Source organism: Actinoplanes sp. L3-i22, assembly GCF_019704555.1.
Classification (GTDB): Bacteria; Actinomycetota; Actinomycetes; order Mycobacteriales; family Micromonosporaceae; genus Actinoplanes.
Window position 1 is genome coordinate 11,206,043 of the sequence record NZ_AP024745.1, and the last position, 22,823, is coordinate 11,228,865.

Annotated in this window: 20 protein-coding genes; 9 read left to right on the top strand and 11 right to left on the bottom strand. The window is 71.9% G+C overall.

From position 1 onward, the window contains the following. The first annotated feature begins 201 nt into the window (after positions 1 to 201). A complete protein-coding gene (gene valS, locus L3i22_RS49670; RefSeq protein WP_221324347.1) occupies positions 202 to 2,703 on the top strand; it encodes a valine--tRNA ligase in 2,502 nt (833 codons plus the stop codon). Positions 2,704 to 2,816: 113 nt separating this feature from the next. Here the strand turns inward: valS and L3i22_RS49675 are convergent, their stop codons facing one another. Beyond that, positions 2,817 to 4,070: a Gfo/Idh/MocA family protein gene (locus L3i22_RS49675; protein WP_221324348.1), complete on the bottom strand. Its 1,254-nt coding sequence runs from the start codon at positions 4,068 to 4,070 to the stop codon at positions 2,817 to 2,819. 103 nt (positions 4,071 to 4,173) lie between these two features. Here L3i22_RS49675 and L3i22_RS49680 point away from each other — a divergent pair, with 103 nt between their 5' ends. Continuing rightward, on the top strand, positions 4,174 to 4,755 hold the full coding sequence (locus tag L3i22_RS49680; RefSeq protein ID WP_221324349.1) for a hypothetical protein: 582 nt from the start codon (positions 4,174 to 4,176) through the stop codon (positions 4,753 to 4,755). 281 nt (positions 4,756 to 5,036) lie between these two features. Here L3i22_RS49680 and L3i22_RS49685 read toward each other — a convergent pair whose 3' ends face one another. After that, a complete protein-coding gene (locus L3i22_RS49685; RefSeq protein WP_221324350.1) occupies positions 5,037 to 5,831 on the bottom strand; it encodes a hypothetical protein in 795 nt (264 codons plus the stop codon). 54 nt (positions 5,832 to 5,885) lie between these two features. On the opposite strand from L3i22_RS49685, the gene L3i22_RS49690 reads away from it, so the two are divergent. Continuing rightward, positions 5,886 to 7,019, top strand: a complete 1,134-nt coding sequence (locus L3i22_RS49690; protein WP_221324351.1) for a DNA recombination protein RmuC — start codon at positions 5,886 to 5,888, stop codon at positions 7,017 to 7,019. On the opposite strand, the gene L3i22_RS49695 is transcribed toward L3i22_RS49690, so the two are convergent. After that, a complete protein-coding gene (locus L3i22_RS49695; protein ID WP_370644318.1) occupies positions 7,012 to 8,073 on the bottom strand; it encodes a 4-hydroxy-3-methylbut-2-enyl diphosphate reductase in 1,062 nt (353 codons plus the stop codon). The two genes, L3i22_RS49690 and L3i22_RS49695, sit on opposite strands and share 8 nt — an antisense overlap. 2 nt (positions 8,074 to 8,075) lie before the next feature. On the opposite strand from L3i22_RS49695, the gene L3i22_RS49700 reads away from it, so the two are divergent. Genes L3i22_RS49700 through L3i22_RS49715 form a run of 4 tightly spaced genes read left to right on the top strand, consistent with a single transcriptional unit; the run spans position 8,076 to position 10,715 of the window. Continuing rightward, a complete protein-coding gene (locus L3i22_RS49700) occupies positions 8,076 to 8,567 on the top strand; it encodes a hypothetical protein (protein WP_221324353.1) in 492 nt (163 codons plus the stop codon). Between the two features lie 46 nt (positions 8,568 to 8,613). Continuing rightward, positions 8,614 to 9,156 (top strand): hypothetical protein, encoded by a 543-nt coding sequence (locus tag L3i22_RS49705; protein WP_221324354.1) that lies wholly within the window; start codon positions 8,614 to 8,616, stop codon positions 9,154 to 9,156. Between the two features lie 9 nt (positions 9,157 to 9,165). Beyond that, positions 9,166 to 10,488, top strand: coding sequence for an exodeoxyribonuclease VII large subunit (xseA, locus tag L3i22_RS49710; protein WP_221324355.1), 1,323 nt, complete (start codon positions 9,166 to 9,168; stop codon positions 10,486 to 10,488). Between the two features lie 23 nt (positions 10,489 to 10,511). Continuing rightward, positions 10,512 to 10,715, top strand: coding sequence for an exodeoxyribonuclease VII small subunit (locus tag L3i22_RS49715; protein ID WP_221324356.1), 204 nt, complete (start codon positions 10,512 to 10,514; stop codon positions 10,713 to 10,715). Between the two features lie 396 nt (positions 10,716 to 11,111). Here L3i22_RS49715 and L3i22_RS49720 read toward each other — a convergent pair whose 3' ends face one another. Then, complete coding sequence (locus tag L3i22_RS49720; protein ID WP_255657729.1) at positions 11,112 to 11,699, bottom strand: DUF4245 domain-containing protein; 588 nt, start codon at positions 11,697 to 11,699, stop codon at positions 11,112 to 11,114. 468 nt (positions 11,700 to 12,167) lie between these two features. On the opposite strand from L3i22_RS49720, the gene glpX reads away from it, so the two are divergent. Further along, entirely contained in the window at positions 12,168 to 13,208 is a 1,041-nt protein-coding gene (gene glpX / locus L3i22_RS49725; protein ID WP_221324357.1) for a class II fructose-bisphosphatase, read from the top strand. 45 nt (positions 13,209 to 13,253) lie between these two features. Here the strand turns inward: glpX and L3i22_RS49730 are convergent, their stop codons facing one another. From L3i22_RS49730 to L3i22_RS49750, 5 genes are all read right to left on the bottom strand, one after another. Next, complete coding sequence (locus L3i22_RS49730) at positions 13,254 to 14,786, bottom strand: hypothetical protein (protein WP_221324358.1); 1,533 nt, start codon at positions 14,784 to 14,786, stop codon at positions 13,254 to 13,256. Between the two features lie 53 nt (positions 14,787 to 14,839). Beyond that, positions 14,840 to 15,454, bottom strand: a complete 615-nt coding sequence (locus L3i22_RS49735; RefSeq protein WP_221324359.1) for a rhomboid family intramembrane serine protease — start codon at positions 15,452 to 15,454, stop codon at positions 14,840 to 14,842. A gap of 47 nt (positions 15,455 to 15,501) precedes the next feature. Then, on the bottom strand, positions 15,502 to 16,293 hold the full coding sequence (locus L3i22_RS49740; protein WP_221324360.1) for a serine protease: 792 nt from the start codon (positions 16,291 to 16,293) through the stop codon (positions 15,502 to 15,504). Between the two features lie 80 nt (positions 16,294 to 16,373). Continuing rightward, a complete protein-coding gene (locus L3i22_RS49745) occupies positions 16,374 to 17,075 on the bottom strand; it encodes a lytic transglycosylase domain-containing protein (protein ID WP_221324361.1) in 702 nt (233 codons plus the stop codon). 256 nt (positions 17,076 to 17,331) lie between these two features. Beyond that, complete coding sequence (locus L3i22_RS49750; protein WP_221324362.1) at positions 17,332 to 18,750, bottom strand: PhoH family protein; 1,419 nt, start codon at positions 18,748 to 18,750, stop codon at positions 17,332 to 17,334. Positions 18,751 to 19,023: 273 nt separating this feature from the next. On the opposite strand from L3i22_RS49750, the gene otsB reads away from it, so the two are divergent. Next, positions 19,024 to 19,830 carry a trehalose-phosphatase gene (gene otsB / locus L3i22_RS49755; protein WP_221324363.1) on the top strand — a complete coding sequence of 269 codons (807 nt, stop codon included), beginning with the start codon at positions 19,024 to 19,026 and terminating at the stop codon, positions 19,828 to 19,830. Positions 19,831 to 19,975: 145 nt separating this feature from the next. Here otsB and L3i22_RS49760 read toward each other — a convergent pair whose 3' ends face one another. Together L3i22_RS49760 and L3i22_RS49765 are read right to left on the bottom strand one after the other, a co-directional pair. Next, positions 19,976 to 20,746, bottom strand: a complete 771-nt coding sequence (locus L3i22_RS49760) for an isoprenyl transferase (protein WP_221324364.1) — start codon at positions 20,744 to 20,746, stop codon at positions 19,976 to 19,978. A 189-nt stretch (positions 20,747 to 20,935) separates the two neighbouring features. Next, the gene (locus tag L3i22_RS49765) at positions 20,936 to 22,741 is read right to left on the bottom strand and encodes a phosphoenolpyruvate carboxykinase (GTP) (RefSeq protein WP_221324365.1); all 1,806 of its coding nucleotides are present in this window, start codon (positions 22,739 to 22,741) and stop codon (positions 20,936 to 20,938) included. Positions 22,742 to 22,823 lie beyond the last annotated feature (82 nt).

Below are 22,823 nucleotides of genomic sequence, written 5' to 3' on the forward strand. Positions count from 1 at the left end.
CCGAGAGCGGTCCGGGCTGTGGACAACCGGGGCCGGCCTGTGGACGACGCCGCGACGCGAGCGGCCGCCGAGCCCTCCAGGGATCGACGGACATCGAAGACAGCGGCGTCGGGGCCAGCCCGGCTGGTCCATTTCGGAGAGTTATCCACAGGCAGGAAAATGGCCTGGCCGGGGCCGTCGCGGCGAGCCTAGGGTGACCGCATGACTGATACGGGAGCCGGGCGCCCCGGTCTTCCCGAGCGGCCGTCGCCGGACGGGCTCGAGGAGAAGTGGGCGCCGAAGTGGCAGGAGGAGGGCACGTACACGTTCGACCGGGAGAAGGGGCGGTCGGACGTATTCGCTGTCGACACCCCGCCACCAACCGTGTCGGGTGAGTTGCACATCGGGCACGTCTTCTCGTTCACCCACACCGACACGGTCGCGCGCTTCCAGCGTATGCGCGGCAAGGCGGTCTTCTACCCGATGGGCTGGGACGACAACGGCCTGCCCACCGAGCGCCGGGTCCAGAACGTGTTCGGCGTCCGCTGCGACCCGTCGTTGCCGTTCGAGCCGGGCTGGCAGCCGCCGGCCACTCCGCCGGATCCACCGGTCGCGATCTCCCGGCGCAACTTCGTCGAGCTGTGCGGCCGGCTGACCGCCGCGGACGAGAAGGCGTATGAGGACGTCTGGCGGCGGCTCGGCCTGTCCGTCGACTGGGCACTGACGTATACGACGATCGGCGACCGGGCGCGGGCGGTCTCGCAGCGGGCGTTCCTGGCGAACGTGGCTCGCGGGGAGGCCTACGCGGCGGAGGCCCCGACGCTGTGGGACGTCGGCTACCGGACCGCGGTCGCCCAGGCCGAGCTGGAGGACCGGGAGCGGCCCGGCGCGTTCCACACGCTGCGGTTCCGCGGGCCGGCCGGGCCGGTCGAGGTCGACACCACCCGGCCGGAGCTGCTGCCGGCCTGCGTCGCGCTGGTCCATCACCCGGGTGACGAGCGGTTCGCCGGGCTGACGTCGGCCCGGTCGCCGCTGTTCGGGGTCGAGGTCCCGGTGTTCGCGCACCCGCTCGCCGCGCCGGAGAAGGGCACCGGCATCGCGATGGTCTGCACGTTCGGCGACCTGACCGACGTCACCTGGTGGCGGGACCTGAGCCTGGACACCCGGGTGGTCCTGGGCCGCGACGGCCGCTTCCTGCCGGAGGCGCCGGCCGGCGTCCCCGCCGAGACCTATCGCCCGCTGGCCGGGCTGACCGTCAAGGCCGCCCGGCGGGAGGTCGTCCGGCTGCTGCGCGAGTCGGGTGAGCTGCTCGGGGAGCCGCGGCCGGTCACGCATCCGGTCAAGTTCTTCGAGCGGGGCGAGACACCGCTGGAGATCGTCACCAGCCGGCAGTGGTTCATCCGCAACGGCGGGCGGGACGCGGAGCTGCGCGAGCGGCTGCTGGCCCGCGGCCGGGAGCTGCGCTGGGTCCCGGAGCACATGCGGCACCGGTATGAGCACTGGGTCGCCGGCCTCACCGGGGACTGGTTGATCAGCCGGCAGCGGTTCTTCGGCGTGCCGTTCCCGATCTGGTACCGGCTCGACGACGCTGGCGAGCCGGACTTCGACCAGCCTCTCATACCGGACGATTCGGCACTGCCGGTCGATCCGACTTCCGACTGCCCGCCCGGCTTCGACGAGGCCGCGCGGGACCGGCCGGGCGGCTTTACCGCCGATCCGGACGTCATGGACACCTGGGCCACGTCCTCGCTGACCCCGGAGATCGCCGGGCTCTTCCCGATGGACCTGCGGCCACAGGGTCAGGAGATCATCCGTACCTGGCTGTTCTCCACGATCCTGCGCGCCGAGCTGACCCACGGGGTGCTGCCCTGGCACACCGCGGTCCTCTCCGGCTGGATCCTCGACCCGGACCACAAGAAGATGTCGAGCTCCAAGGGCAACGTGGTCACCCCGGCCGAGCCGCTCAAACGGTTCGGGGCGGACGCGATGCGCTACTGGGCGGCGAGCGGGCGGCCCGGCGTCGACATGGCCTACGACGAGGCGCAGCTGAAGGTCGGGCGGCGGCTGGCGACCAAGCTGCTCAACGCGTCGAGGTTCGCGCTCGGGCTCGGCGCCGCCGACGCGCTGCGGCAGCCGGTCGCCGAGCCGCTCGACCGGGCGATGCTCGGCCGGCTGGCCGACGTGACCACCGCGGTCACCGACGCGTTCGACCGGTATCAGCACACCGACGCGCTGCAGGCCGCCGAGGCGTTCTTCTGGACGTTCTGCGACGACTACATCGAGCTGGTCAAGGACCGGGCGTACGCGTCGGGCCCGCCCGCCGACTCGGCCCGGGCCGCGCTGGCCGCCGGGTTGTCGGTGCAGTTGCGGTTGTTCGCGCCGTTCCTGCCGTACGTGACGGAGGAGGTCTGGTCGTGGTGGCGGTACGGGTCGGTGCACCGCGCCACCTGGCCGACGAAGTACGAGCTGACCCGGGTCGCGCCGGACAGCGAGCCGGCCCTGCTCGACCTGGCCGGGGACGCCCTGCGCCAGGTCCGCAAGGCGAAGTCGGACCGCAAACTGTCGATGCGGGCCGAGGTGCCGCTGGCGGAGGCGCTCGGGCCCGGGCCGCTTCTCGACCAGCTGAAACTGATCGAGGGTGACGTCCAGGCGGCCGGGCGGATAACCCGGCTCGATCTGCTTCCAGGCCGAACACCGGAGCTGATCATCGCCTGCGCGTTCTGACGCACACGGCGCGGTTCGGCCTGCCCGAAAACAGGTCGAACCGCGCCGCCGAACCAAGGCGTGGTGGGGGTGGGGGGAGGGCCCTCAAGAACAGCGCACAACAGCCCCCCAGCTCACAACGTGACCACAACCCCGCCGTGCCGAGCCTCCTCAGCCGCCCACACCACCCGATGACTGTCGAGACTCGCCGCCGCCCCAGACCCCAGATACGACTCATCCCGGCTGATCACCGCCGACAGAAACGCCTCCACCAGCCCGGCGTCCCCACCCCCGTGCCCCCCGGCCGCGGTCCCGCCGTCCCCCGCCGGCACCACGATCACCCGCTCACTCCCGTCCCGGAAGTCGGTCACTGTCATCGACCGCCCGTCCCCGTCCAGACTCCCGTGACTGCCGAAGATCCGGGTCCGCCGGTACCCGTCCGACGGCGAGAACGCGGTCATCGTCAGCGTCGCCGTCGCACCGCCCACGAACTCGAAGTTCACCACCTGGTGATCCACCACGTCGTTGTCGCACCGGTAGACGCACCGCCCGTACGGCCCGTCCCGCAGCGCCCGCAGCACCCCGTCCTCGGTAGCGTCCGAGGTCACCGGCCCGAGCGGCCACCGTTCGCGGCTCGGGTCCCCGAGGCAGCCGAGGTAGAGGCGCTTCGCCGAGTACGGGCACCCCGCCTCCACGCCGCAGTCCAGGCACCGGTCCGCGGCCCCGGCCGGCTGCTTCTCCGGGCGGAAGTGGGCGAGCCCGCCGAACGACGACACCCGGGCCACCGCGTCCCCGACCAGGTGCATGATCCAGTCCACGTCGTGACAGCTCTTGGTGAGCAGCATCGGCCCGGAGCCGGCCTCGGAGCGCCAGTTCCCGCGGACGAACGCGTGCGCCTGATGCCACCACCCGACCGGTTCCAGGTGCTGCACGTTGATCACGTCACCGAGCGCCCCGTCCCGGATCAGCTCGCGGATCATCGCGGTGTACGGGGTGTACCGCAGCACATGGCACACCCCGAAGATCCGCCCGCTGGCCACCGCCGCCGCCGCGATCCGTGCGGCCTCCGCGAGCGTGGGCGCCATCGGCTTCTCCAGCAGCACGTCATACCCGTGCCCGAGCAGCGCCACCGCCGGCTCCACGTGCAGCCGGTCCTGGGTCGCGACGATCACCGCGTCGGCGGCCCGCGGCCCGTCGACGAGCCCCGTCCAGTCCCGGTGGACCTGTGACGGGTCCAGGCCGAACTCGGCCGCGAACCGTTCCCGCCGCTCGTCGTCGGGTTCCGCGACGGCGACCACCCGGGCCCGCCCGCTCGCCGCCGCCACCCGGGCGTACATCCCGCCCCGGCTGCCGGCGCCCACTACCGCGACGCTGACCGATTCTGTCATTTCCGCCTCCCCGTTCGCTTCCGTAACGGCCGGGCGCCGGCCCGGGACGGCAAATGCCGCGATCCCGGGAGCGGAGCCCGTGGTTCGGTCCACCATAGGAGGCATGCCGATCGCCCCGGAGGAGGTCGAGGCGCCGGCCGTGGACACGATGTTGTTCCGGTCGTCGCCGGCCCGGACATTCGTCGCGGTGTTCGCCGTGCTGATGCTGTCGTACCTGGTGGTCTCGCCGGTCGTGGGCCGATTGGCCCGCGACACCGGCGATCCGTGGTGGGTCACCACCGCCCAGGCGGTCATCGTCGGCGGCGCGGTCGCCGCTTTCTACTCACTGTCCGCCCGGGCCGCGCTGTCCACCTGGGTCCGGGTGTCGACCGGCGGCCTGGAACTCGCCGCGCAGGGCAGTGACCCGATCATGCTGGCCTGGGCGGACGTGGCCGCGGTCACGGTGCGCCGCAGCGGCCTGCGGACCGTGCTCGAGGTGACCCCGGTCGACATGGACACGGTCCACCCGCTGCAGGACGCCGGCGAGGGCTGGCCGGCGCAGACCGTCACCCCGCGCGGCCCGGCCTTCGTCGCCGACCTGACCCAGATCTGGCCCAGCCCACGAGCGCTGCGCCGCGAGCTCACCCGCCGCCTGCACCCCTACACCCGCCCGGCCGCCGCCGTCACACCCGCTCAGCCCTGGTAAAACACCCAGATCAAGATCAAATTCTTGATTGCCTACGCTGCGGCCGATAACTGATCGTCGCTCCCGCGGGGACCCTTCCGGGCCTCGCAGGGCGCGGGGCGCCCAGAACGCGAGACCCTCCAGGGCGACGTCCGCGGGTGGTTGCGGTTCCAAAAACCCGGAACAGCCACCCACGCTGTCAAAGCTCCGGTGAGTGGTCGCGGCTTCAAAGGACCATCGCAAGCCGGTCCATGGTCCCGGACCGGCCGCGCCTCCCGTTCAGGAGACGCGGCTCGGAAACGCTAGAAGTCGCCGCCGAAATCTCCGCCGCCGAAGTCACCGCCACCGAAGTCGCCGCCGCCCCAGCCGCCGCCGTCGCCACCACCGAGGTCGTTGCCACCCTGGTCGTTGCCACCGAAGTCACCGGCCGCGTCGACGTCGTTGCCGGCGTCGAAACCGTCCTGGTAGCCGTCCGCGTAACCGCCGGAGTCACCGAAGGCCGGCGAGAACAGCGCGTCGAAGATCAGCATGCCGCCGAGCACGCCGGCGCCCGCCCCGAGCGCGGTCTTCCAGACCGGTGTCGAATACCACCCGGCCGGCACCGGGCGACCCTGCACCCGCCCGCCCGGGTAGTAGTAGGGAGTGTCGGCCCCGGGCTGCGGCCCGGCCTTGTACGCGTGACCCTGCACGCTGACCTCGCGCTCCTGGGTGAGCTGCCCGGCCCCACGGGACGCGGCCAGCGGGGGCAGGTCGGGCCCCGGGTCGATGCCCATCGCGAGGCGGGCGGCCCGCACGTAGGCCAGCCCCTCCAGAGCGGACTCACGGGCCAGCTCGAACTGCCGGACCGAGTTGGCCTGCTGCAGCTGGCCGCCGGCGGCGTTGTACCGCTCGCTCGCGTCGGCCAGGGCCTGCCGGGCGGCCGCCTCGTCGGCGTGCAGGTTCATCACCTGACCGCCGAGCCGTTCGTACCACCTCGTCGCCTCGGCTCGGGCGTCCTCCAGCTGGGTCTGCTTCAGTTTGCCGCCGCCGCGCTGGACGCCGACGACAACCAGGGCGACGATCGCCACGATGGCCAGGATGAGCAACACGCCGTTCATGTTTTCCAAAGTACCCTCGGCGGTCTTGTCGTACCTGTCTGGCAATCTGCGGTGGTGACGTACTCGACGCTCGGTGTGATCCTGGTCTGTCTGGCAGTCGGCGCCGCCCTGGGCTGGCTGGCCGCCCGGGCCCGGGCCGCGGCCGACGTCGCCCGGCTGGAGGCGACGGTGGCCGCGGCCCGCGACGGTGAGCAGCGGCTGGAGCAGTCGATGCGGGCGCTGTCCTACGAGTCGACCGCGCAGTCGCAGGAGGCGGTGGCCCGCGCCGTCGCGCCGCTGCAGGACACCCTGCGCCGCTACGAGCAGCGGGTCGCCGACCTGGAGCGGGACCGCGTCGACGCGTACGCGGAGCTGCGCGAACAGGTCCGGGCGATGGGCGCGGTCTCCACCGAGCTGCGCGGCGAGACCCGGCAGCTGGTGTCGGCGCTGCGCACGCCGCAGGTGCGCGGCCGCTGGGGCGAGCACCAGCTGCGCCGGATCGTCGAGGCGGCCGGCCTGCTGGAGCACTGTGACTTCAGCGAGCAGGTGTCCGGTGAGACCGATCATCAGGTGGTCCGGCCCGACCTGGTGGTCCGGCTGCACGGCGGCCGCACCGTGGTGGTCGACGCGAAGGCCCCGCTGGAGGGCTATCTGTCCGCCATGGAGGCCCGGGACGAACGTGACCGGGATCTCTACCTCGATCAGCACGCCCGGCACCTGCGCGCGCACGTGGACGCCCTGTCCGCGAAGGAGTATTGGACGGCCTTCGCCTCGTCACCGGATTTCGTGGTCCTGTTCGTGCCGGCCGACCCGTTCCTGGACGCGGCGCTGCAGCGCGACCCGGTCCTGATGGAGTACGCGTTCCGCCGCAACGTGGTGCTGACCACCCCGGCCACGCTGGTCGCGATGCTGCGCACGGTCGCGTTCTCCTGGCGGCAGGAGACGCTGACCGGCAACGCGGTCGCCGTGCACACCCTGGCGCGGGAGCTCTACGGCCGGCTGGCGACGATGGGCGAGCACGTGAGCCGGCTCGGCGTGTCGCTGAACGGGGCGGTCAGCGCGTACAACAAGGCGGTCGGCTCTTTGGAATCTCGGGTTTTGGTCAGCGCACGGAAGCTCGCCGAGATGGGCGTCTCCGACGAGGAACTGGCGCAGCCACCTCAGATCGAGATCGCCCCACGCCAGCCCCAGGCCCCGGAGCTCAGCTAGCCGCGCGGGCCGCGGCGGCGGCTTTCATGTCGCGGCGGAGCTCCTGCGGGAGGCTGAAAGTCAGCCGCTCCTCGGCGGTGGTGAACTCGGTGACCTCGCCGAAGCCGCGGTCGGCCAGGTGCGCGAGCACCTCCATGACCAGGTCTTCCGGCACGCTCGCGCCGGACGAGACACCGACCGTGGTCGCGCCGGTCAGCCACTCGTCCTGGATCTCGCTCGCGTAGTCGACCAGGTGCCCGGCCCGGGCGCCGGCGCCGAGCGCGACCTCGACCAGCCGCACCGAGTTCGACGAGTTGGTCGAGCCGACCACGATCACCACGTCGCACTCCGGCGCGATCTCCTTGATCACGTGCTGCCGGTTCGACGTGGCGTAGCAGATGTCGTCGCTGGGCGGCGACTGCAGCAGCGGCAGCCGGGTCTTGAGCCGGGCCACGGTCTCCATCGTCTCGTCGACCGAGAGCGTGGTCTGCGACAGCCAGACGACCTTGGCCGGGTCCCGGATCACCACGTTGGCCACGTCGTCCGGACCGTCGACCAGCTGGATGTGCGCGGGAGCCTCACCGGCGGTGCCGATGACCTCCTCGTGCCCCTCGTGCCCGATCAGCAGGATGTCGTAGTCCTCGGCGGCGAACCGCTTCGCCTCGTGGTGGACCTTGGTCACCAGCGGGCAGGTCGCGTCGATCGCCTTGAGGTTGCGCTCGCGGGCCTGGTCGTGCACCTCGGGGGCGACGCCGTGCGCGGAGAAGACCACGGTGGCGCCCTCGGGCACCTCGTAGTTCTCCTCGACGAAGATCGCGCCGCTGGCCTCCAGCGTGCTGACCACGTGCTTGTTGTGCACGATCTGCTTGCGCACGTAGACCGGGGCGCCGTAGAGCTTCAGCGCCTCCTCGACGGTCTGCACGGCGCGGTCGACACCGGCGCAGTAGCCACGCGGCTTGGCGAGCAACACCCGCTTACGAGGTTCAGTCACCCGGCAATGGTACGTGCCCGCTCCCGGCCGCCGCCCTCCTGCGATCAGTGCCACAGCCCTTGCGTTCGGGTGGTAGAGATCCATCCATGACGACCGACACCAGGATCGCCGATCACCCGTACCAGGTGCTGGTCGCCGCCGGGACCGTCGCGATCGGCGCGATCGCGGTCGTGTTCACGCCGGCCGGCCTGGTGCTGCTCGCCGCCGGCGCGACGATCGCGTTCTGGCATCGGCTGCGGCCCTCGGCCGCGTTCGCCGCGGTGGGCGCGGTGGCCGGTGCGGTCGCGGGTCCGCTCGCCACCCTGGGGGTACGGACGGAGCAGCTCTGCTGCATGTTCGGCTGGTCCGAGGACCGGGGCTGGCCGTCCGCGTGGCTGTCCCGGTGGGCGTCCGCGGACACTCCGGAGCAGGCCCGGGCGCTGGCGATCGCGGGCGGCTGGCAGCCCGACCCGGTCTACCTGGCCACGGACGTGGTGCTCTGGGCGTACGCAGGCCTCTTGGTCTTTGTGGTGATCAACCTGGCCGGGCGCGCCTACCGCGCGCACCGCGGACCTCGGCCCGCCCCGAGCGGCTCTTGATCCGTTTCGCCCCTTCCGGGCGGTAAGGGACGGGATACTCGGGCTCATGAGCGCCGAGCGGGACGACGGGTGGCCCTCGATCCCGACCGTCACGCGGGTGATGGCCGGCTGGTTCCTCTTCGGCGTCGGGCTGCTCGACCTGGTCACCGGCGTCGACGGCGTGGTCTACGTGACGTTCCACGTGGCGGTGACGCTCGGCGGGATGGTTCTGCTGGCGCTGCACCGGATCCGGCCGGGCCGCGCGGGCTGGATCACGGCCGCGCTGGTCACCGTCGCCGGGCTCGCGACCGGCCTGCTCGTCGACACGTCCCGGTGCTGCCTGGCCGATCATCCGCAGCGCCGGGGCTTCCCGTTCCCGTTCCTCGGCCTCGGTGACGGGATCCACGCCGATCCCCGATATCTCGGCGCTGACCTGGTCTTCTGGGCGTGCGCCGGGCTGGTCACGCTGGTTCTCGTGCGGTTCGTCGAAAAACAGATGCCCGAGCGACGTACGCCGGTGGACCTCACCGGATACGTGGGACGGCACTCCGAGGCACACGCCTACTCGGCGCAGCATCGCGCCGACGAAAATGTCGGTGGGCTGACCTAGTCTGGCCGGGTGACTGAAGCCCAGGCTGCCAGCGCTTCCCCGACCGGGTCGGCGCCGGCCAAGAGCACCGCCGACGATCCGTGGCCGGTGCGCGTGGTCAGCCAGAAGATCGGCGCCTGGATCAGCAAGCTCGGCTGGGTCTGGGTGGACGGGCAGGTCGCCCAGATCAACCGGCGCTCCGGCTCCCGCGGCCTGGTCTTCATGACCGTGCGTGACCCCGCCGCGAATCTGAGCCTCACCGTCACCACGCACGAGGAGGTGCTCGAGGCGGGCGCCCCCGAGCTGGCCGAGGGCGACCGGGTGACGCTGCACGCCAAGCCGGAGTTCTTCCCGATGCGCGGCACGATGAGCCTGCGCGCCGACGAGATCCGCCAGGTCGGCATCGGTGAGCTGCTGCTCCGGCTGGAGCGGCTGAAGAAGCTGCTCGAGGCCGAGGGCCTGTTCGACCGCCGCCGCAAGCGCCCGCTGCCGTTCCTGCCCACCCGGATCGGCCTGATCACCGGGCAGAACACCGCCGCCGAGCGGGACGTGCTGTCGAATGTCCGGCGCCGCTGGCCGGGCGCCGAGTTCCGGGTCGCGCACGTCGCCGTGCAGGGGCCGAGCGCGGTGCCGCAGATCCTCGGCGCGCTCAAGGTCCTCGACGAGGACCCGGCCGTCGACGTGATCGTGATCGCCCGTGGCGGCGGCAGCGTGGAGGACCTGCTGCCGTTCTCCGACGAGGCGCTGTGCCGGGCGGTGTTCGCCGCGCGCACCCCGGTGATCAGCGCGATCGGCCACGACCCGGACACCCCGCTGCTGGACTACGTGGCCGACTTCCGCGCCTCCACCCCGACCGACGCGGCCAAGCGGGTCGTCCCCGACCTGGCCGACGAGATCGACCGGAACTCCGAGGCCCGCTATCGGCTGGACCGGGCGATCCTGACCAAGATCGACCGGGAGCGGCAGCGGATCGACGCGTGGCGGTCCCGGCCGGTGCTGGCCCGGCCGGAGACGCTGGTCGAGCAGCGGGCCGCCGAGGTGACCGCGCTGCGCGACCGGGCCGGCCGCAGCCTGGAGCACCGGGTCCGCCGCGCCGACGACGAGATGCGGCACACCCTGGCCCGGCTGCGGGCGCTGTCCCCGCTGGCCACCCTGCAGCGGGGGTACGCGATCGTCCAGCGCGCCGACGGGCACGTGCTGCGGGCGGCCGGCGAGGTCGGCACCGGCGATCCGCTGCGGGTGCGGCTGGCCGAGGGCACGGTCACCGCCGTGGTCACCCCGGAAGAAGACGTGGTCACCCCCGAAGAAGTGGTCACCCCGGAAAAAGTGGTCACCCCGGAAAAAGAAGCGTGATGACCGTGACGGGAGAGAAGCGAATGAGCGACGAGAGTCTGAGCTACGAGCAGGCGCGGACCGAGCTGGCCGAGGTGGTCGGCCGGCTCGAACAGGGCGGCGGCAGCCTGGAGGAGTCCCTGGCGCTGTGGGAGCGCGGCGAGAAGCTCGCCGACATCTGCCAGAAGTGGCTCGACAACGCCCGCGAACGCATCGACACCGCCCGAGCCGCCCGCGCCACCGAGTAAACCGCTCGCCCGCCCCACCGGCCGACGCGCCCGCGCCGCCGGGTGTCCGCGCACCGGGCGCTCGCGCCACCGGACGGCTCGCCCTGCCGAGCGCCCACACCGCCGGGTATCCGCGCACCCGGCGCCCGCGTCGGCGGGCGGCTCGCCCTCCCGAGCGCCCACCCTCCCGAGCGCCCGCGCTGCCGGGTGTCCGCGCTGCCGGGTGTCCGCGCCGCTCACGCTGCCGGACAGCCGTGGCTCGTGCCGCCGACGGCGCGGGTGGGCCGCTTCACGACGCCGACCCCGGCGTGGGCACGCGGGCGGGCTCCACGCCGCTCCACACCGCCGATCGGTGGGGGCACGCGGGCGGGCTCCACGCCGCTCCACACCGCCGATCGGTGGGGGCACGCGGGCGGGCTACTTCAGGGAGTTGGCGAGGTTCTCCAGGTTCGGCCGGCTGGTCTGGCCGATGATCAGGACCGTGCGCTTGGCCTCGGTGTAGATCAGCGCGGTCTCCTTCGGACGGCCGCTGTAGACCAGCCAGCTCCGGGCGTCGGTCCGGTAGATCCCGGTGCGCTTGCCGTCCTTGCCCACCTCGGCGGGGACCAGGGTGTCCGCCGGGATCGTGCTCTCCACCAGCTGGACCGGCTTGTCGTCCGGGTCGACGTAGCCGATCCGGAGGGTCGCGCCGCCGCTCTCCCGCTTGAAGGTGGCCGTGGTGACCCGCCAGTCCGGGCCGAGGCCGGTCGGGGCGAGCACGGTGAATTCCCGGGACGCCAGGTCGATCGACGAGGCCGGGTCGACGGTCAGCGGCTCGTCGCCGCTGAGCACCACCCGGTAGAAGGCCAGCAGCAGCACGATCGGCACCATCAGGACCACCAGCGACAGCGCCATGTCCCGCGGCGACCGGCCCTCGCGCTTGCTCAGCCGCGGCGAGTCCTGAACGGGCGCGTCCGACTCGACCGGCACCCCCGTGGCGACCGGAACGGCCAGCGCGTCCAACACGTCCGAACCGCCTCCCGCGCCGGAACCGTCGGCCGCACCCGAGCCCGTCGCACCCGAGCCGGCGGCACCCGAGGAGCCGGCCGCGCTCGGGGAATCCGAGGAGCCGGCCGCGCTCGGGGAATCCGAGGAGCCCGACGCAGCCGGAGCACCCGGCGACCCCGAGGCCGCGGCGGCCGGCGTGCCCAAGACGGGCGAGGCCGCGGAGGCCGGCGTGCCCAAGACGGGCGAGGCCGCGGCGGCCGGCGTGCCCAAGACGGGCGAGGCCGCGGGCGCCGACGCGCCCGGAGCGGCCGCGGCGGGCGTGGCCGGCGCGGGCTGGGCAGGGGCCGGGGAGGCGGTCGGCGAGGTCTCGGGAGCAGCGGGTTCCACCCGCTCATTGTTAACCATGTCGCTGAACCGGGACTTGGCAGTCCTGAGGTGCCAGGATCAGGGGATCCACCAGCCCCGCAACGACGCGAGGAGGCCGACATGCCTGCACGGATTCCCCAGGATCTCGACCGTAACATCGCCCTCGACCTGGTCCGGGTGACCGAGGCCGCCGCCATGGCCGCCGGTCGATGGGTCGGGCGCGGCGACAAGAACGGCGGTGACGGCGCGGCCGTCGACGCCATGCGCAAGCTGATCAACTCGATCCAGATGCAGGGCGTCGTCGTCATCGGCGAGGGGGAGAAGGACGAGGCCCCGATGCTCTACAACGGCGAGCGGGTCGGCGACGGCACCGGGCCGGAGGTGGACGTCGCGGTCGACCCGGTCGACGGCACCACCCTGATGAGCAAGGGCATGCCGGGCGCCGTGGCGGTGCTCGCGGTCGCCGAGCGCGGCGCGATGTTCGACCCCAGCGCGGTCTTCTACATGGACAAGATCGCGGTCGGCCCGGACTGCGCCGACGTGATCGACATCAACGCCGGCCGGACCGAGAACCTGCGCCGCATCGCGAAGGCCAAGCGGTCGAGCATCTCCGACGTGACCGTCTGCATCCTGGACCGGCCGCGGCACGCGGCGCTGGTCGAGGAGGTCCGGCAGGCCGGGGCGAACATCAAGTTCATCTCGGACGGGGACATCGCCGGCGCGATCTCGGCGGCCCGCGCGGAGTCCGACGTGGACGTGCTGATGGGGATCGGCGGCACACCGGAGGGCATCACGGCGGCCTGCGCGATCAAGTGCCTGGGCGGCATGATCCAGGCGAAGCTGTGGCCGCTCGACGACTCGGAGCGGCGCAAGGCGATCGACGGCGGTCACGACCTGGACCGGGTGCTCACCACCGACGACCTGGTCACCGGCGACAACTGCTTCTTCGTGGCGACCGGGGTGACCTCGGGCGACCTGCTCAAGGGGGTGCGCTACCGGGCCGGTGGCGCGCACACCCAGTCGATCGTGATGCGGTCGAAGAGCGGGACGATCCGGGTGATCGACTCCTACCACCGGCTGGAGAAGCTGGCGCTCTACTCCGCGGTCGACTTCGACGGCCACCTGCCGACCGTCCCGATCGGCGAGGAGCCGATCATCTGAGCAACGATCCGGTCCGGGGCGGCGCACACCGCCGCCCCGGGTCGGTCACCGTGCCGGCCGCGCCCAGGCCGGCACGGGTGGCGGCGGCGCCGGGCGGACCGGCGTGCGGGCGGCCAGCCGGGCCAGCGACCGCACGGCGACCGCGAACACCACCGCGTCGGCGACGATCAGGAGCCAGTGCCGATCGGTGCCGGTCCGGGTCCAGATGAGATAGCCGGCCAGGTGGGCGAGCCCGAGCAGGCCGGTGATCGTGGCCGTGGCCCGGTACCAGGCCCGCCACCCGTCCAGTCGACGGCGCACCTTGAGCAGGGCGACCGGCACGCAGACGGCGGCCAGCCCGGCCACGCCGACCAGCAGCAACGGGATGGCCAGGCCGAACACCGAGCCCGGCGCGGCCACCCCGGCCCAGGCGAACGGGACCCCCGGCATGGCGAGGGCCAGCAACGGTGCCGCCGGGTTCCACGCCTGCGCGTCCCCGGCCCGGCGCAGCACCAGCGCGGCGCCGACGGTCACGGCCAGGACGAGCGACAGGGCCGCCAGGATCAGGGCGAGCGATCGGTCGTCGGGCAGCACCCGGTCGGCGGGCAGGAGGTAGGGCGTGTCCGCGTAGGCCGTCGCGTTCTCCGGGACCGGCGGCACCGGGAAGCCGATCCGCCGCCAGGTGCCGTCCGGGTCACGCACGGCGAAACCGTCCCGCCCGTTGGCCACCACCACGACGTGCCCGCCGCCGGCCGCGGGCTTCACCGCGAGCGTCGTCGAGGACAGGTCGTCGCCGAGCGTGTCCATGTCCCCGTAGGCCCGGTAGAGCGTGCGGCGGTCGTCCCGGCCGATCGCCCAGGCGGTGACCCACGGGCCGGCGCCGGTCCGGCTCTCGACCGCGAGCTGCCCCGGCACGACCCGGTAGCAGGTGTCGCCGGCGCAGCTGTCCTGCCGGTGGGCCGACGCCACGACCAGCGGGACCGGGCGCCACGTCCGGCCGTCGTCGTGGCTGACCGCCCAGACCGCCGAGTCGGACCACTCGACGGTGCTGACGTAGACGGCGTCGCCGTCGGTGACCACCTGCACGGCCCGGGCGGGCCGGGTGGCGCTGGTCGCGGCGACGCCGGCCAGGGCCAGTGGTAGCAGGACGCCGACGCGCAGGGCCCGGAAGCGGCGCGTGCCCACCCGGGCCGGGGCCCGCCCGGCGCGGCGCAGCGACCAGGCGCACACCGCCAGCGCCGGCAGGGCCAGCAGGTCGGTCGGGTCGGCGCGGACCAGGGACGGCGTGATCAGACTCCAGGCGGCGGTGGCGAGCTCCGCGCCGTACGCCCAAGCCTTGGTCGTGGCGAAAGCGGCCGCGACCGTGAGTATCGCGGCATGCCCGGCCGGTCGCGCCGGAAGGCGCGGAACGACGAGGACCGCGAGCGCCGCCAGCAGCGGCGGCGCGAGCACCAGCCCGGCCAGGTCACTCAGCTTGCCGGTGACCCAGCCCGGGAAGGCGGCCTTGAGCAGGTGGTCGTTGACGATGAGCAGCAGGAGCGCGGCCACCGTGGACGGATGGCCGAGCCAGGCGAACGTGATCCCCCGATTCGTGTTCACAGTGGACAAGATCACACTGTGAGGTCACGGCACCGGCACGCTCCGGAGTCGAATCAGCGGCGGCGGAACAGGAACGCGGAGATCAGGCCGCCGAGCAGGCCGAGCGCGTGGCCCTGCCAGGAGACCGCGCGGTCGGTCGGCAGGATGTTGTAGATCTGGTACCAGTAGAGCAGGCCGATGAACGCGGCGACGCCCAGGTTCCACCAGCTGCGCTCGACGAAGCCGCGGGCGAAGAGCAGCCCGAGATAGCCGAAGATCACGCCGCTGGCGCCGACCACGACCGTGCCCGGGTCCCCGACGAACCACACGCCGAGGCCGCTGACCAGCATGATCGTCAGCGTCGACCAGATGAACCGGCGCGCGCCGCCGGCCAGGGCGAACGTGCCGACCAGGATGAGCGGCACGGCGTTGCCGTAGAGGTGGTCCCACCCGGCGTGCAGGAACGGGCTGAACAGCACCCCGTCCAGACCGTCCAGCCGGCGCGGGATGATGCCGCCGGCCATGTCGAGGGTGCCGGGGCCGAGCGCCACGTCCAGCGCCTCGATCAGGAACAGCAGCGGGATCACCGCGCACATGGTGACGAACGCGCGCCCCATGGACGCGTAGAAGCTCTCGGTGCCGAATCGGACGGCCTCGTCGTTACGCGTGTCGGGGAGCCCGTAACTCATGACTCGATGGTGGCAGGTGACCGGGGCGGCGGCCACCCGTGCGCGGGTCAGGAGACTTTGCGGGTGGCGGCGAGGATCGCCGTACGAAACTTGGAGATCTGGGTGTAAACCCCCGGATAGGCGTCCCGGGCGCAGCCCAGCCCCCAGCTCACGATGCCGACCTGGGCCCACCGCCCGTCCGGCCCGCGCCGGACCATCGGCCCGCCGGAGTCGCCCTGGCAGGTGTCCACCCCGTGCCGCCCGGCGCAGATCGAGTCCTCTTTGACCAGGGTCACCTTCGCGGCCAGGTACGCCTTGGCGCACGCGTCGTCGCCGATGGTCGGCACGGTCGCGTAGTGCAGCCGCTGCTCCTGGCGCAGCGAGCCCTCCTTGGTCAGCCCCCACCCCATCACGGTGACCTCGCCCTGGTCGCTGCTCGCGTCCGGGACCAGGTCGAGGGTGGGTAGGCCGAGCGGCTTGTCGAGCTTGACCACCGCCCAGTCGTTGCCGCGGGTCTCGGTGGTGAAGCCGGGCGCGCGGATCACCTCGACGGAGTGCGCGGTGACCGCGTTGCGGGCTTTCAGGTCGGCGACCCCGGCGGTCACCAGGATCTTCGTGTTCGGGCCGGTCGGGCCGACGCAGTGGCCGGCGGTGAGCACCACCCGGGGCGCGGTGAGGGTGCCGCCGCAGCCCATCGAGAGCCGGACCGTCCAGGGGAACTCGCCGGTCTTGGCCACGTTGCCGCCGACCACTTCGAGGATCGGTGGTCCGCCGACGCCCGCGCGGGCCGGGCTGTCACCGGCGGCGAGGACGACCGCCACGGCGGCCGCCAGGACAAGCAAGGCGACATTTCGGACCATACGGACATTTGATCACAATGGAACGGGGCCGAACGGCTTTGCCGCGCGGCCCCGTTACCGAAGCGTGCCCCAAGGGAGGGTCAGTACCAGCCGACGCTCTCCGAGTGGTTCCACGCGCCGCACGGAGTGTCGTAACGACCCTCGATGTAGCCGAGACCCCACTTGATCTGGGTGGCCGGGTTGGTCTTCCAGTCGCTGGCGATCGAGGCCATCTTGCTGCCCGGCAGCGCCTGCGGAATCCCGTACGCCCCGGAACCGGTGTTGGTGGCCTTGTAGTTCCAGCCGCTCTCGCGCTTCCACAGCTTGTCGAGGCAGGGGAACTGGTCGATCTTGAAGCCGGCGTCCAGCATCAGCGCGCAGCCGACGCCCCGGCTGCCGGAGAACTCGCTGCACGAGGACGGGATGTCGCCGGTGTACGGCACCGCCCCGCCGGACTCGGCGGCCTTCTTCTCGGCCGCGGCCTGCTTCTCGGCGGCCGCCGCGGCGATCGCCTTCTTCTCCAGCGTGTGCGCCTTGGACGCGGCGGCCTTGGCCTCGACGGCGGCCTTCGCGGCGGCGGCGTCCTCCGCGGAACGCCGGTACGCCCGGGCCGCGGCGTGGTCGGCCTGGCGCTCCTTGAGCAGCGAGACCTCTTCCGCGTTCGCCTGCATGACGAGCTGGGAAGCGTCGCTCTGCTGCTGGACGTCCCGGTCCTTGCCCAGGTACACACCACCGCTGAGGCCCACTACCAGCAGACCGACAGATGCCGTGCGCACTCCGAGCCGGCTCCAGAGCCGATTCACGAAGGATCCCTTCGTCGGGGGCAATGACGCGGCACGACTCGCGCTGCTCAGCGCAGTGGTCGTGCCGCGAGCACCGCGGCCCCGCGAGGGGTCCGGCCGGCCGACGACGCGATCCTCAACGTCACAGCCACGGCTTGGTGCTCGCCAGACACCATGGCGCAGCGTGACGGGGATGGGAAATGCCAGCGCGGATCTGTGACTTTAGTCACCGAAATTTTCCCTACATTCGGGACAAAAGATCCGCGCTGGCGTCACCTCACAGGGGAATGTCCTCCAACAGGTCGGTAACCACCTCGGCGATCGGGGAACGCTCCGAACGGGTGAGGGTCACGTGCGCGAAGATCGGATGCCCCTTCAGCGCCTCGATGACCGCGGTGACCCCGTCGTGCCGGCCGACCCGCAGGTTGTCCCGCTGCGCGACGTCGTGCGTCAGGATCACCCGGGAGTTCTGCCCGATCCGGGAGAGGACGGTGAGCAGCACGTTGCGTTCCAGCGACTGCGCCTCGTCCACGATCACGAACGCGTCGTGCAGGCTGCGGCCGCGGATGTGGGTCAGCGGCAGCACCTCGAGCAGACCGCGGGCCATCACCTCGTCGACCACGTTCGCGTGCACCACGGCGCCGAGCGTGTCGAAGACCGCCTGCGCCCAGGGCGACATCTTCTCCGACTCGCTGCCGGGCAGGTAGCCGAGCTCCTGACCGCCGACCGCGTAGAGCGGGCGGAACACGATCACCTTCTTGTGGCGATTGCGCTCCATGGTCGCCTCCAGGCCGGCACAGAGCGCCAGCGCGGACTTGCCGGTGCCGGCCTTGCCGCCGAGCGACACGATCCCGATCTGCTCGTCGAGCAGGATGTCCAGGGCGATCCGCTGCTCGGCGGAGCGGCCGCGCAGACCGAACGCGTCCCGGTCGCCGCGGACCAGCTTCACCGTCTTCTCCGGGGTGACCCGGCCCAGCGCCGACCCGCGCGGCGAGTGGATCACCAGGCCGGTGTGGCAGGGCAGGGTGTCCGCCTCGTCGACCGCCAGCTCGTCGCCGGAGTAGAGCGCGTTGACCTGTTCCTCGCCGAGCTCCAGGTCCGACATGCCGGTCCAGGTGGGGTCGCTGGCCTGGCCGTGCCGGTACTCGTCGGCGGTGAGCCCGACCGAGGCGGCCTTGACGCGCAGCGGCATGTCCTTGCTGACCAGCGTGACGTCCCGGCCCTCGGCGAGCAGCCCGAGCGCCACCGAGAGGATCCGGGTGTCGTTCGAGTCGTTGCGGAAGCCCTGCGGGAGCACGCTCTGGTCGGCGTGGTTGAGCTCGACGCGGAGGGTGCCACCCTCGTCGTTGCAGAGCACCGGCCGGTCCAGGCGGCCGTGCTTGATCCGCAGCTCGTCCAGCATCCGCAGGGACTGCCGGGCGAACCAGCCGAGCTCGGGGTGGTGACGCTTGTCCTCCAGTTCGGAGATGACCACGAGGGGCACGATCACCTCGTGGTCGGTGAACCGGCGGAACGCCGCCGGGTCGGACAGCAGGACCGAGGTGTCCAGGACGAAGACCTTGCCGGCGGGGGCCGGCTCGGCGTCGGCGTGCCGGTCCCGCACCTTGCGGCGGGACGTCGTGGCACGAGTCCTGGTGACCTTGTCGGCCGGGTCGGAAGAAGAAGCGACACCGGCATCGGTACGGCGAGATGTCACAGGCCTGCTCCAGCGGGCGTGCAACCCGCCACCCGCGGTCCGCCACCTCCGGTCGCCGGCACATGCACAGGGACGGATTGCGGGCCCTGTGGCGCATGAAATCGCAGGTCCGGGCCGACCGGCTGGCCCGGGATAACCCCGTGCCATGACACAAACGCTAGCGGTCAACTGCCTCCCGCGGTAGTGCGCAAAATCGGGCACCGCCGAGTGACGCTCGACCCACGCGAATTCCACCGGGCATAAAAGGTCACCCGCCACGGGTAGTCTGGCGACGTGGCAGAGACCGAGCGTCCGACCCATCCCGCGAGCGCTGACGACGCCTGGGCGCGAACCGCCCGAGACGCGTCGAGGACCACGTTCTTCTTCGATTTCGACGGCGTTCTCTCACCGATCACCGAGGACCCGGAAAGCTCCCGGCCGGTGGCCGGAATTCCGGAGGTGCTGGACCGTCTGGCCGCAAAGGTCGCCCGGGTGGCGATCGTCTCGGCCCGGCCGGTCACCTTCCTGCACTCGCACTTCGGGTCGCTGGCGCACGTCGACCTCTTCGGCCTCTACGGGCTGGAGGTGTGGCACGAGGGCCAGGTGGTGACGAAGCCGGCCGCGCTGAGCTACCAGGAGCCGATGCAGCGGCTGGCCGAGGCCGCCCGCGCGGAACTGGAACGCCCGGTCGAGGTGGAGTACAAACGGCTCGCCGTCGCCCTGCACTACCGCAAGGACCCGGCGCGCGCCGCCCAGGTCGAGAAGTGGGCCCTGGAGCAGGCCGAGGAGCACGGGCTGCTGATCCAGCGCGGGCGCATGGTGGTCGAGCTGAAGCCCCCGGTCGACCAGGACAAGGGCATGGTGATCACCGAGGCCGTCCGGGACACCGGCTCGGCGTGGTATTTCGGGGACGACATGTCCGACGTCAAGGCGTTCGACGCGCTGCGTGCCCGGGAGGCGGTCGACCCGGCCTTCTTCGGCATGGCGATCGCGATCGCCAACGACGAGACCGGCGCGGAGGTCTCCAACGCCGCCGACCTGACCCTCGACTCCCCCGGCGCCGTCGTGAAATTCCTCACCGAGGGCCTGGACCGCTTCTAAAAACCCGATTCGACGGTACGAACGGTGGGCGCGGTCCGCCGTTCGCCGCCGGGTTTTCCGCGGTACGGACGATGGGCGCGCCCGAGCCGGCCCGCTCGGCCGGGACCGGGGCTGACGCCGTACGTCGCAATCGTGTTTGTGGGTCTTAAGCGCCGTAACGACGCTGGCGGCTGCCGTAGGAGCGCAGCGCGCGCAGGAAATCGATGCGGCGGAAGTCCGGCCAGTTGGCGTCGTGGAAGTAGAACTCCGAGTGCGCCGACTGCCAGAGCAGGAAGCCGGACAGCCGCTGCTCGCCGCTGGTCCGGATGACCAGGTCGGGGTCGGGCTGGCCGCGGGTGTACAGGTGCTCGGCGATGTGCTCGACGTCGAGGATCTCGGCGAGCTCCTCCAGGGTGCCGCCGGACGCCGCGTGCTGCTGCAGCAGCGAGCGCACCGCGTCGGTGATCTCGCGCCGGCCGCCGTAGCCGACCGCCATGTTGACCTCGACGCCGCCGGAGCGGTCCTGGGTCTTCTCCTGGGCGGCCTTGAGTGTCGCCGCGGTCGGCGCGGGCAGGATGTCGAGCGCGCCGACCATCCGCAGCCGCCAGGGATTGCCCTCCTCGGCCAGCTCGGTGGCCAGATCCTCGATGATCTTCACGAGCGGATCCAGCTCGGCGGCCGGGCGGCGCAGGTTGTCGGTGGCCAGCAGGTAGAGCGTGACGTGCTCGATGCCGGCCTGATCACACCAGGTGAGCAGTTCCTTGATCCGGGCGGCGCCGACGCGGTGCCCGTCGTTGGGGTCGACGAAGCCCATCTCGCGGGCCCAGCGCCGATTGCCGTCGCACATCACGCCGACGTGGCGGGGCACCGGCTTGCCGACCAGCTTTCCGGCGAGGCGCCGTTCATAGAACCTGTAGACCAGCGAGCGCAGACTCATCACCGGCAAGGGTAGCCATGTTCGCCGCGCACTCAAGCGGCGACGGTGTGCGGTGGAACCATCCGGGCCTGGATAAACCTGTTCGTGCCATGACCTCGTGGGCCGTCCGGGTGACGGACCTTGTCGAAAGCGTTATAGAAAGCCGGCCGCGCCCACCCGCGCCGTTGCGGGCGGGCGCGGACCGCGTCCCTAGGCGTCGGCCAGGCGTGCGCGCAGCGCGTCCAGCTCGGCCCAGAGCACCGCGGGCAGCTTGTCGCCGAACTTCTCGAACCACTCGGTGATCTGCGGCAACTCGGCGAGCCACTCGTCCTTGTCGACGCGCAGCACCGCCTCCAGGGCGGCCGGGTCGATGTCCAGGCCGGTGACGTCGAGCGCGGCCGGGGTGGCGACGTGCCCGATCGCGGTCTCCACCGCGTCGCCCTTGCCGTCCAGCCGGTCCATCACCCACTTGAGCACCCGGCTGTTCTCGCCGAAGCCGGGCCAGAGGAACCCGCCGTCCGCGTCCCGCCGGAACCAGTTCACGTAGAAGACCTTGGGCAGCTTGGCCGCGTCGCCGGAGGCGCCCTTGGCCATGTCGATCCAGTGCTGGAAGTAGTCGCCGGCGTGGTAGCCGATGAACGGCAGCATCGCCATCGGGTCGCGGCGGACCACGCCGACCTGGCCGACCGCGGCCGCGGTCGTCTCGCTGGACAGGGTGGCCCCCAGGTAGACGCCGTGCACCCAGTCCCGGGCCTCGGTGACCAGCGGGATCGTGGTCTTGCGGCGCCCGCCGAAGAGGATCGCGTCGATCGGCACGCCGCGCGGGTCGTGGTACTCGTCGGCGAGGATCGGGCACTGCTCGATCGGGGTGCAGAACCGGCTGTTCGGGTGGCTCGACGGCGCCTCCGACTCCGGCGTCCAGTCCTGGTTCTTCCAGTCGGTGAGGTGCGCGGGCGGCTCGCCCATGCCCTCCCACCAGATGTCGCCGTCGTCGGTCAGCGCCACGTTGGTGAAGACCGAGTTGCCCTTGGCCAGCGTGCGCATCGCGTTCGGGTTGGTGTGGAAGTCGGTGCCGGGCGCGACGCCGAACAGCCCGAACTCCGGGTTGGTGGCCCAGAGCCGGCCGTCCTCACCGAAGCGCATCCAGGCGATGTCGTCGCCGACGGTCTCCACCTTCCAGCCCGGCAGAGTCGGCTCGAGCATGGCCAGGTTGGTCTTGCCGCAGGCCGACGGGAACGCGCCGGCGATGTAGCGGACCACGCCCTCCGGCGAGGTCAGCTTCATGATCAGCATGTGCTCGGCGAGCCAGCCCTCGTCGCGGGCGGCCACGCTGGCGATCCGCAGCGCGAAGCACTTCTTGCCGAGCAGCGAGTTGCCGCCGTAGCCGGAGCCGAACGACCAGATCTCCCGGGTCTCCGGGAAGTGCGAGATGTACTTCGTCTCGTTGCACGGCCAGGCGGCGTCCTGCTCGTGCTTGCCGAGCGGCGCGCCGATCGAGTGCAGACATGGCACGTAGTCCGCGTCGTCGCCCATCGCGGTCAGGACCTCGGCCCCCATCCGGGTCATGATCCGCATGCTGGCGACGACGTACGGGCTGTCGGTGAGCTCGACGCCGAACATCGGGTTGTCCGCGTCGAGCGGGCCCATGCAGAACGGCACGACGTACATCGTCCGGCCCCGCATCGACCCCCGGTACAGCTCCGTCATCAGGGACTTCATCTCGGCCGGCGGCATCCAGTTGTTGGTCGGGCCGGCGTCGGCCTCGTCGGCCGAGCAGATGTAGGTGCGCTCCTCGACCCGCGCCACATCGGACGGGTCGGTCCGGGCCCAGAACGAGTTGGGCTTCTTCTCCTGGTCCAGCCGGACCAGCGCGCCGGACTCGACGAGCTCGTCGGTCATCCGGGTCCACTCGGCGTCCGAACCGTCGCACCAGACGATCCGGTCGGGCGTTGTCAGGGCGGCGACCTCGTCGATCCACGCCAGCAGACGGGGATGCGAGGTGTGGGGGTGAGACAAAGTGAAGCTCCTTCGGTCGGCACTGACCAATGACGGAGCAACCGGAGAAAAACCGGCTGTTGTCATGGGAGTCACATCAGGT

Excerpts from the sequence above, each read along its gene's own strand:
- L3i22_RS49735 (WP_221324359.1), bottom strand. The coding sequence starts at position 15,454 with ATGAGTTACGGGCTCCCCGACACGCGTAACGACGAGGCCGTCCGATTC.
- L3i22_RS49700 (WP_221324353.1), top strand. The coding sequence starts at position 8,076 with ATGACGACCGACACCAGGATCGCCGATCACCCGTACCAGGTGCTGGTC.
- L3i22_RS49705 (WP_221324354.1), top strand. The coding sequence starts at position 8,614 with ATGAGCGCCGAGCGGGACGACGGGTGGCCCTCGATCCCGACCGTCACG.
- L3i22_RS49740 (WP_221324360.1), bottom strand. The coding sequence starts at position 16,293 with ATGGTCCGAAATGTCGCCTTGCTTGTCCTGGCGGCCGCCGTGGCGGTC.
- L3i22_RS49760 (WP_221324364.1), bottom strand. The coding sequence starts at position 20,746 with ATGAGTCTGCGCTCGCTGGTCTACAGGTTCTATGAACGGCGCCTCGCC.
- L3i22_RS49680 (WP_221324349.1), top strand. The coding sequence starts at position 4,174 with ATGCCGATCGCCCCGGAGGAGGTCGAGGCGCCGGCCGTGGACACGATG.
- L3i22_RS49715 (WP_221324356.1), top strand. The coding sequence starts at position 10,512 with ATGAGCGACGAGAGTCTGAGCTACGAGCAGGCGCGGACCGAGCTGGCC.
- L3i22_RS49675 (WP_221324348.1), bottom strand. The coding sequence starts at position 4,070 with ATGACAGAATCGGTCAGCGTCGCGGTAGTGGGCGCCGGCAGCCGGGGC.
- valS (WP_221324347.1), top strand. The coding sequence starts at position 202 with ATGACTGATACGGGAGCCGGGCGCCCCGGTCTTCCCGAGCGGCCGTCG.
- L3i22_RS49685 (WP_221324350.1), bottom strand. The coding sequence starts at position 5,831 with ATGAACGGCGTGTTGCTCATCCTGGCCATCGTGGCGATCGTCGCCCTG.
- L3i22_RS49695 (WP_370644318.1), bottom strand. The coding sequence starts at position 8,073 with ATGGATCTCTACCACCCGAACGCAAGGGCTGTGGCACTGATCGCAGGA.
- glpX (WP_221324357.1), top strand. The coding sequence starts at position 12,168 with ATGCCTGCACGGATTCCCCAGGATCTCGACCGTAACATCGCCCTCGAC.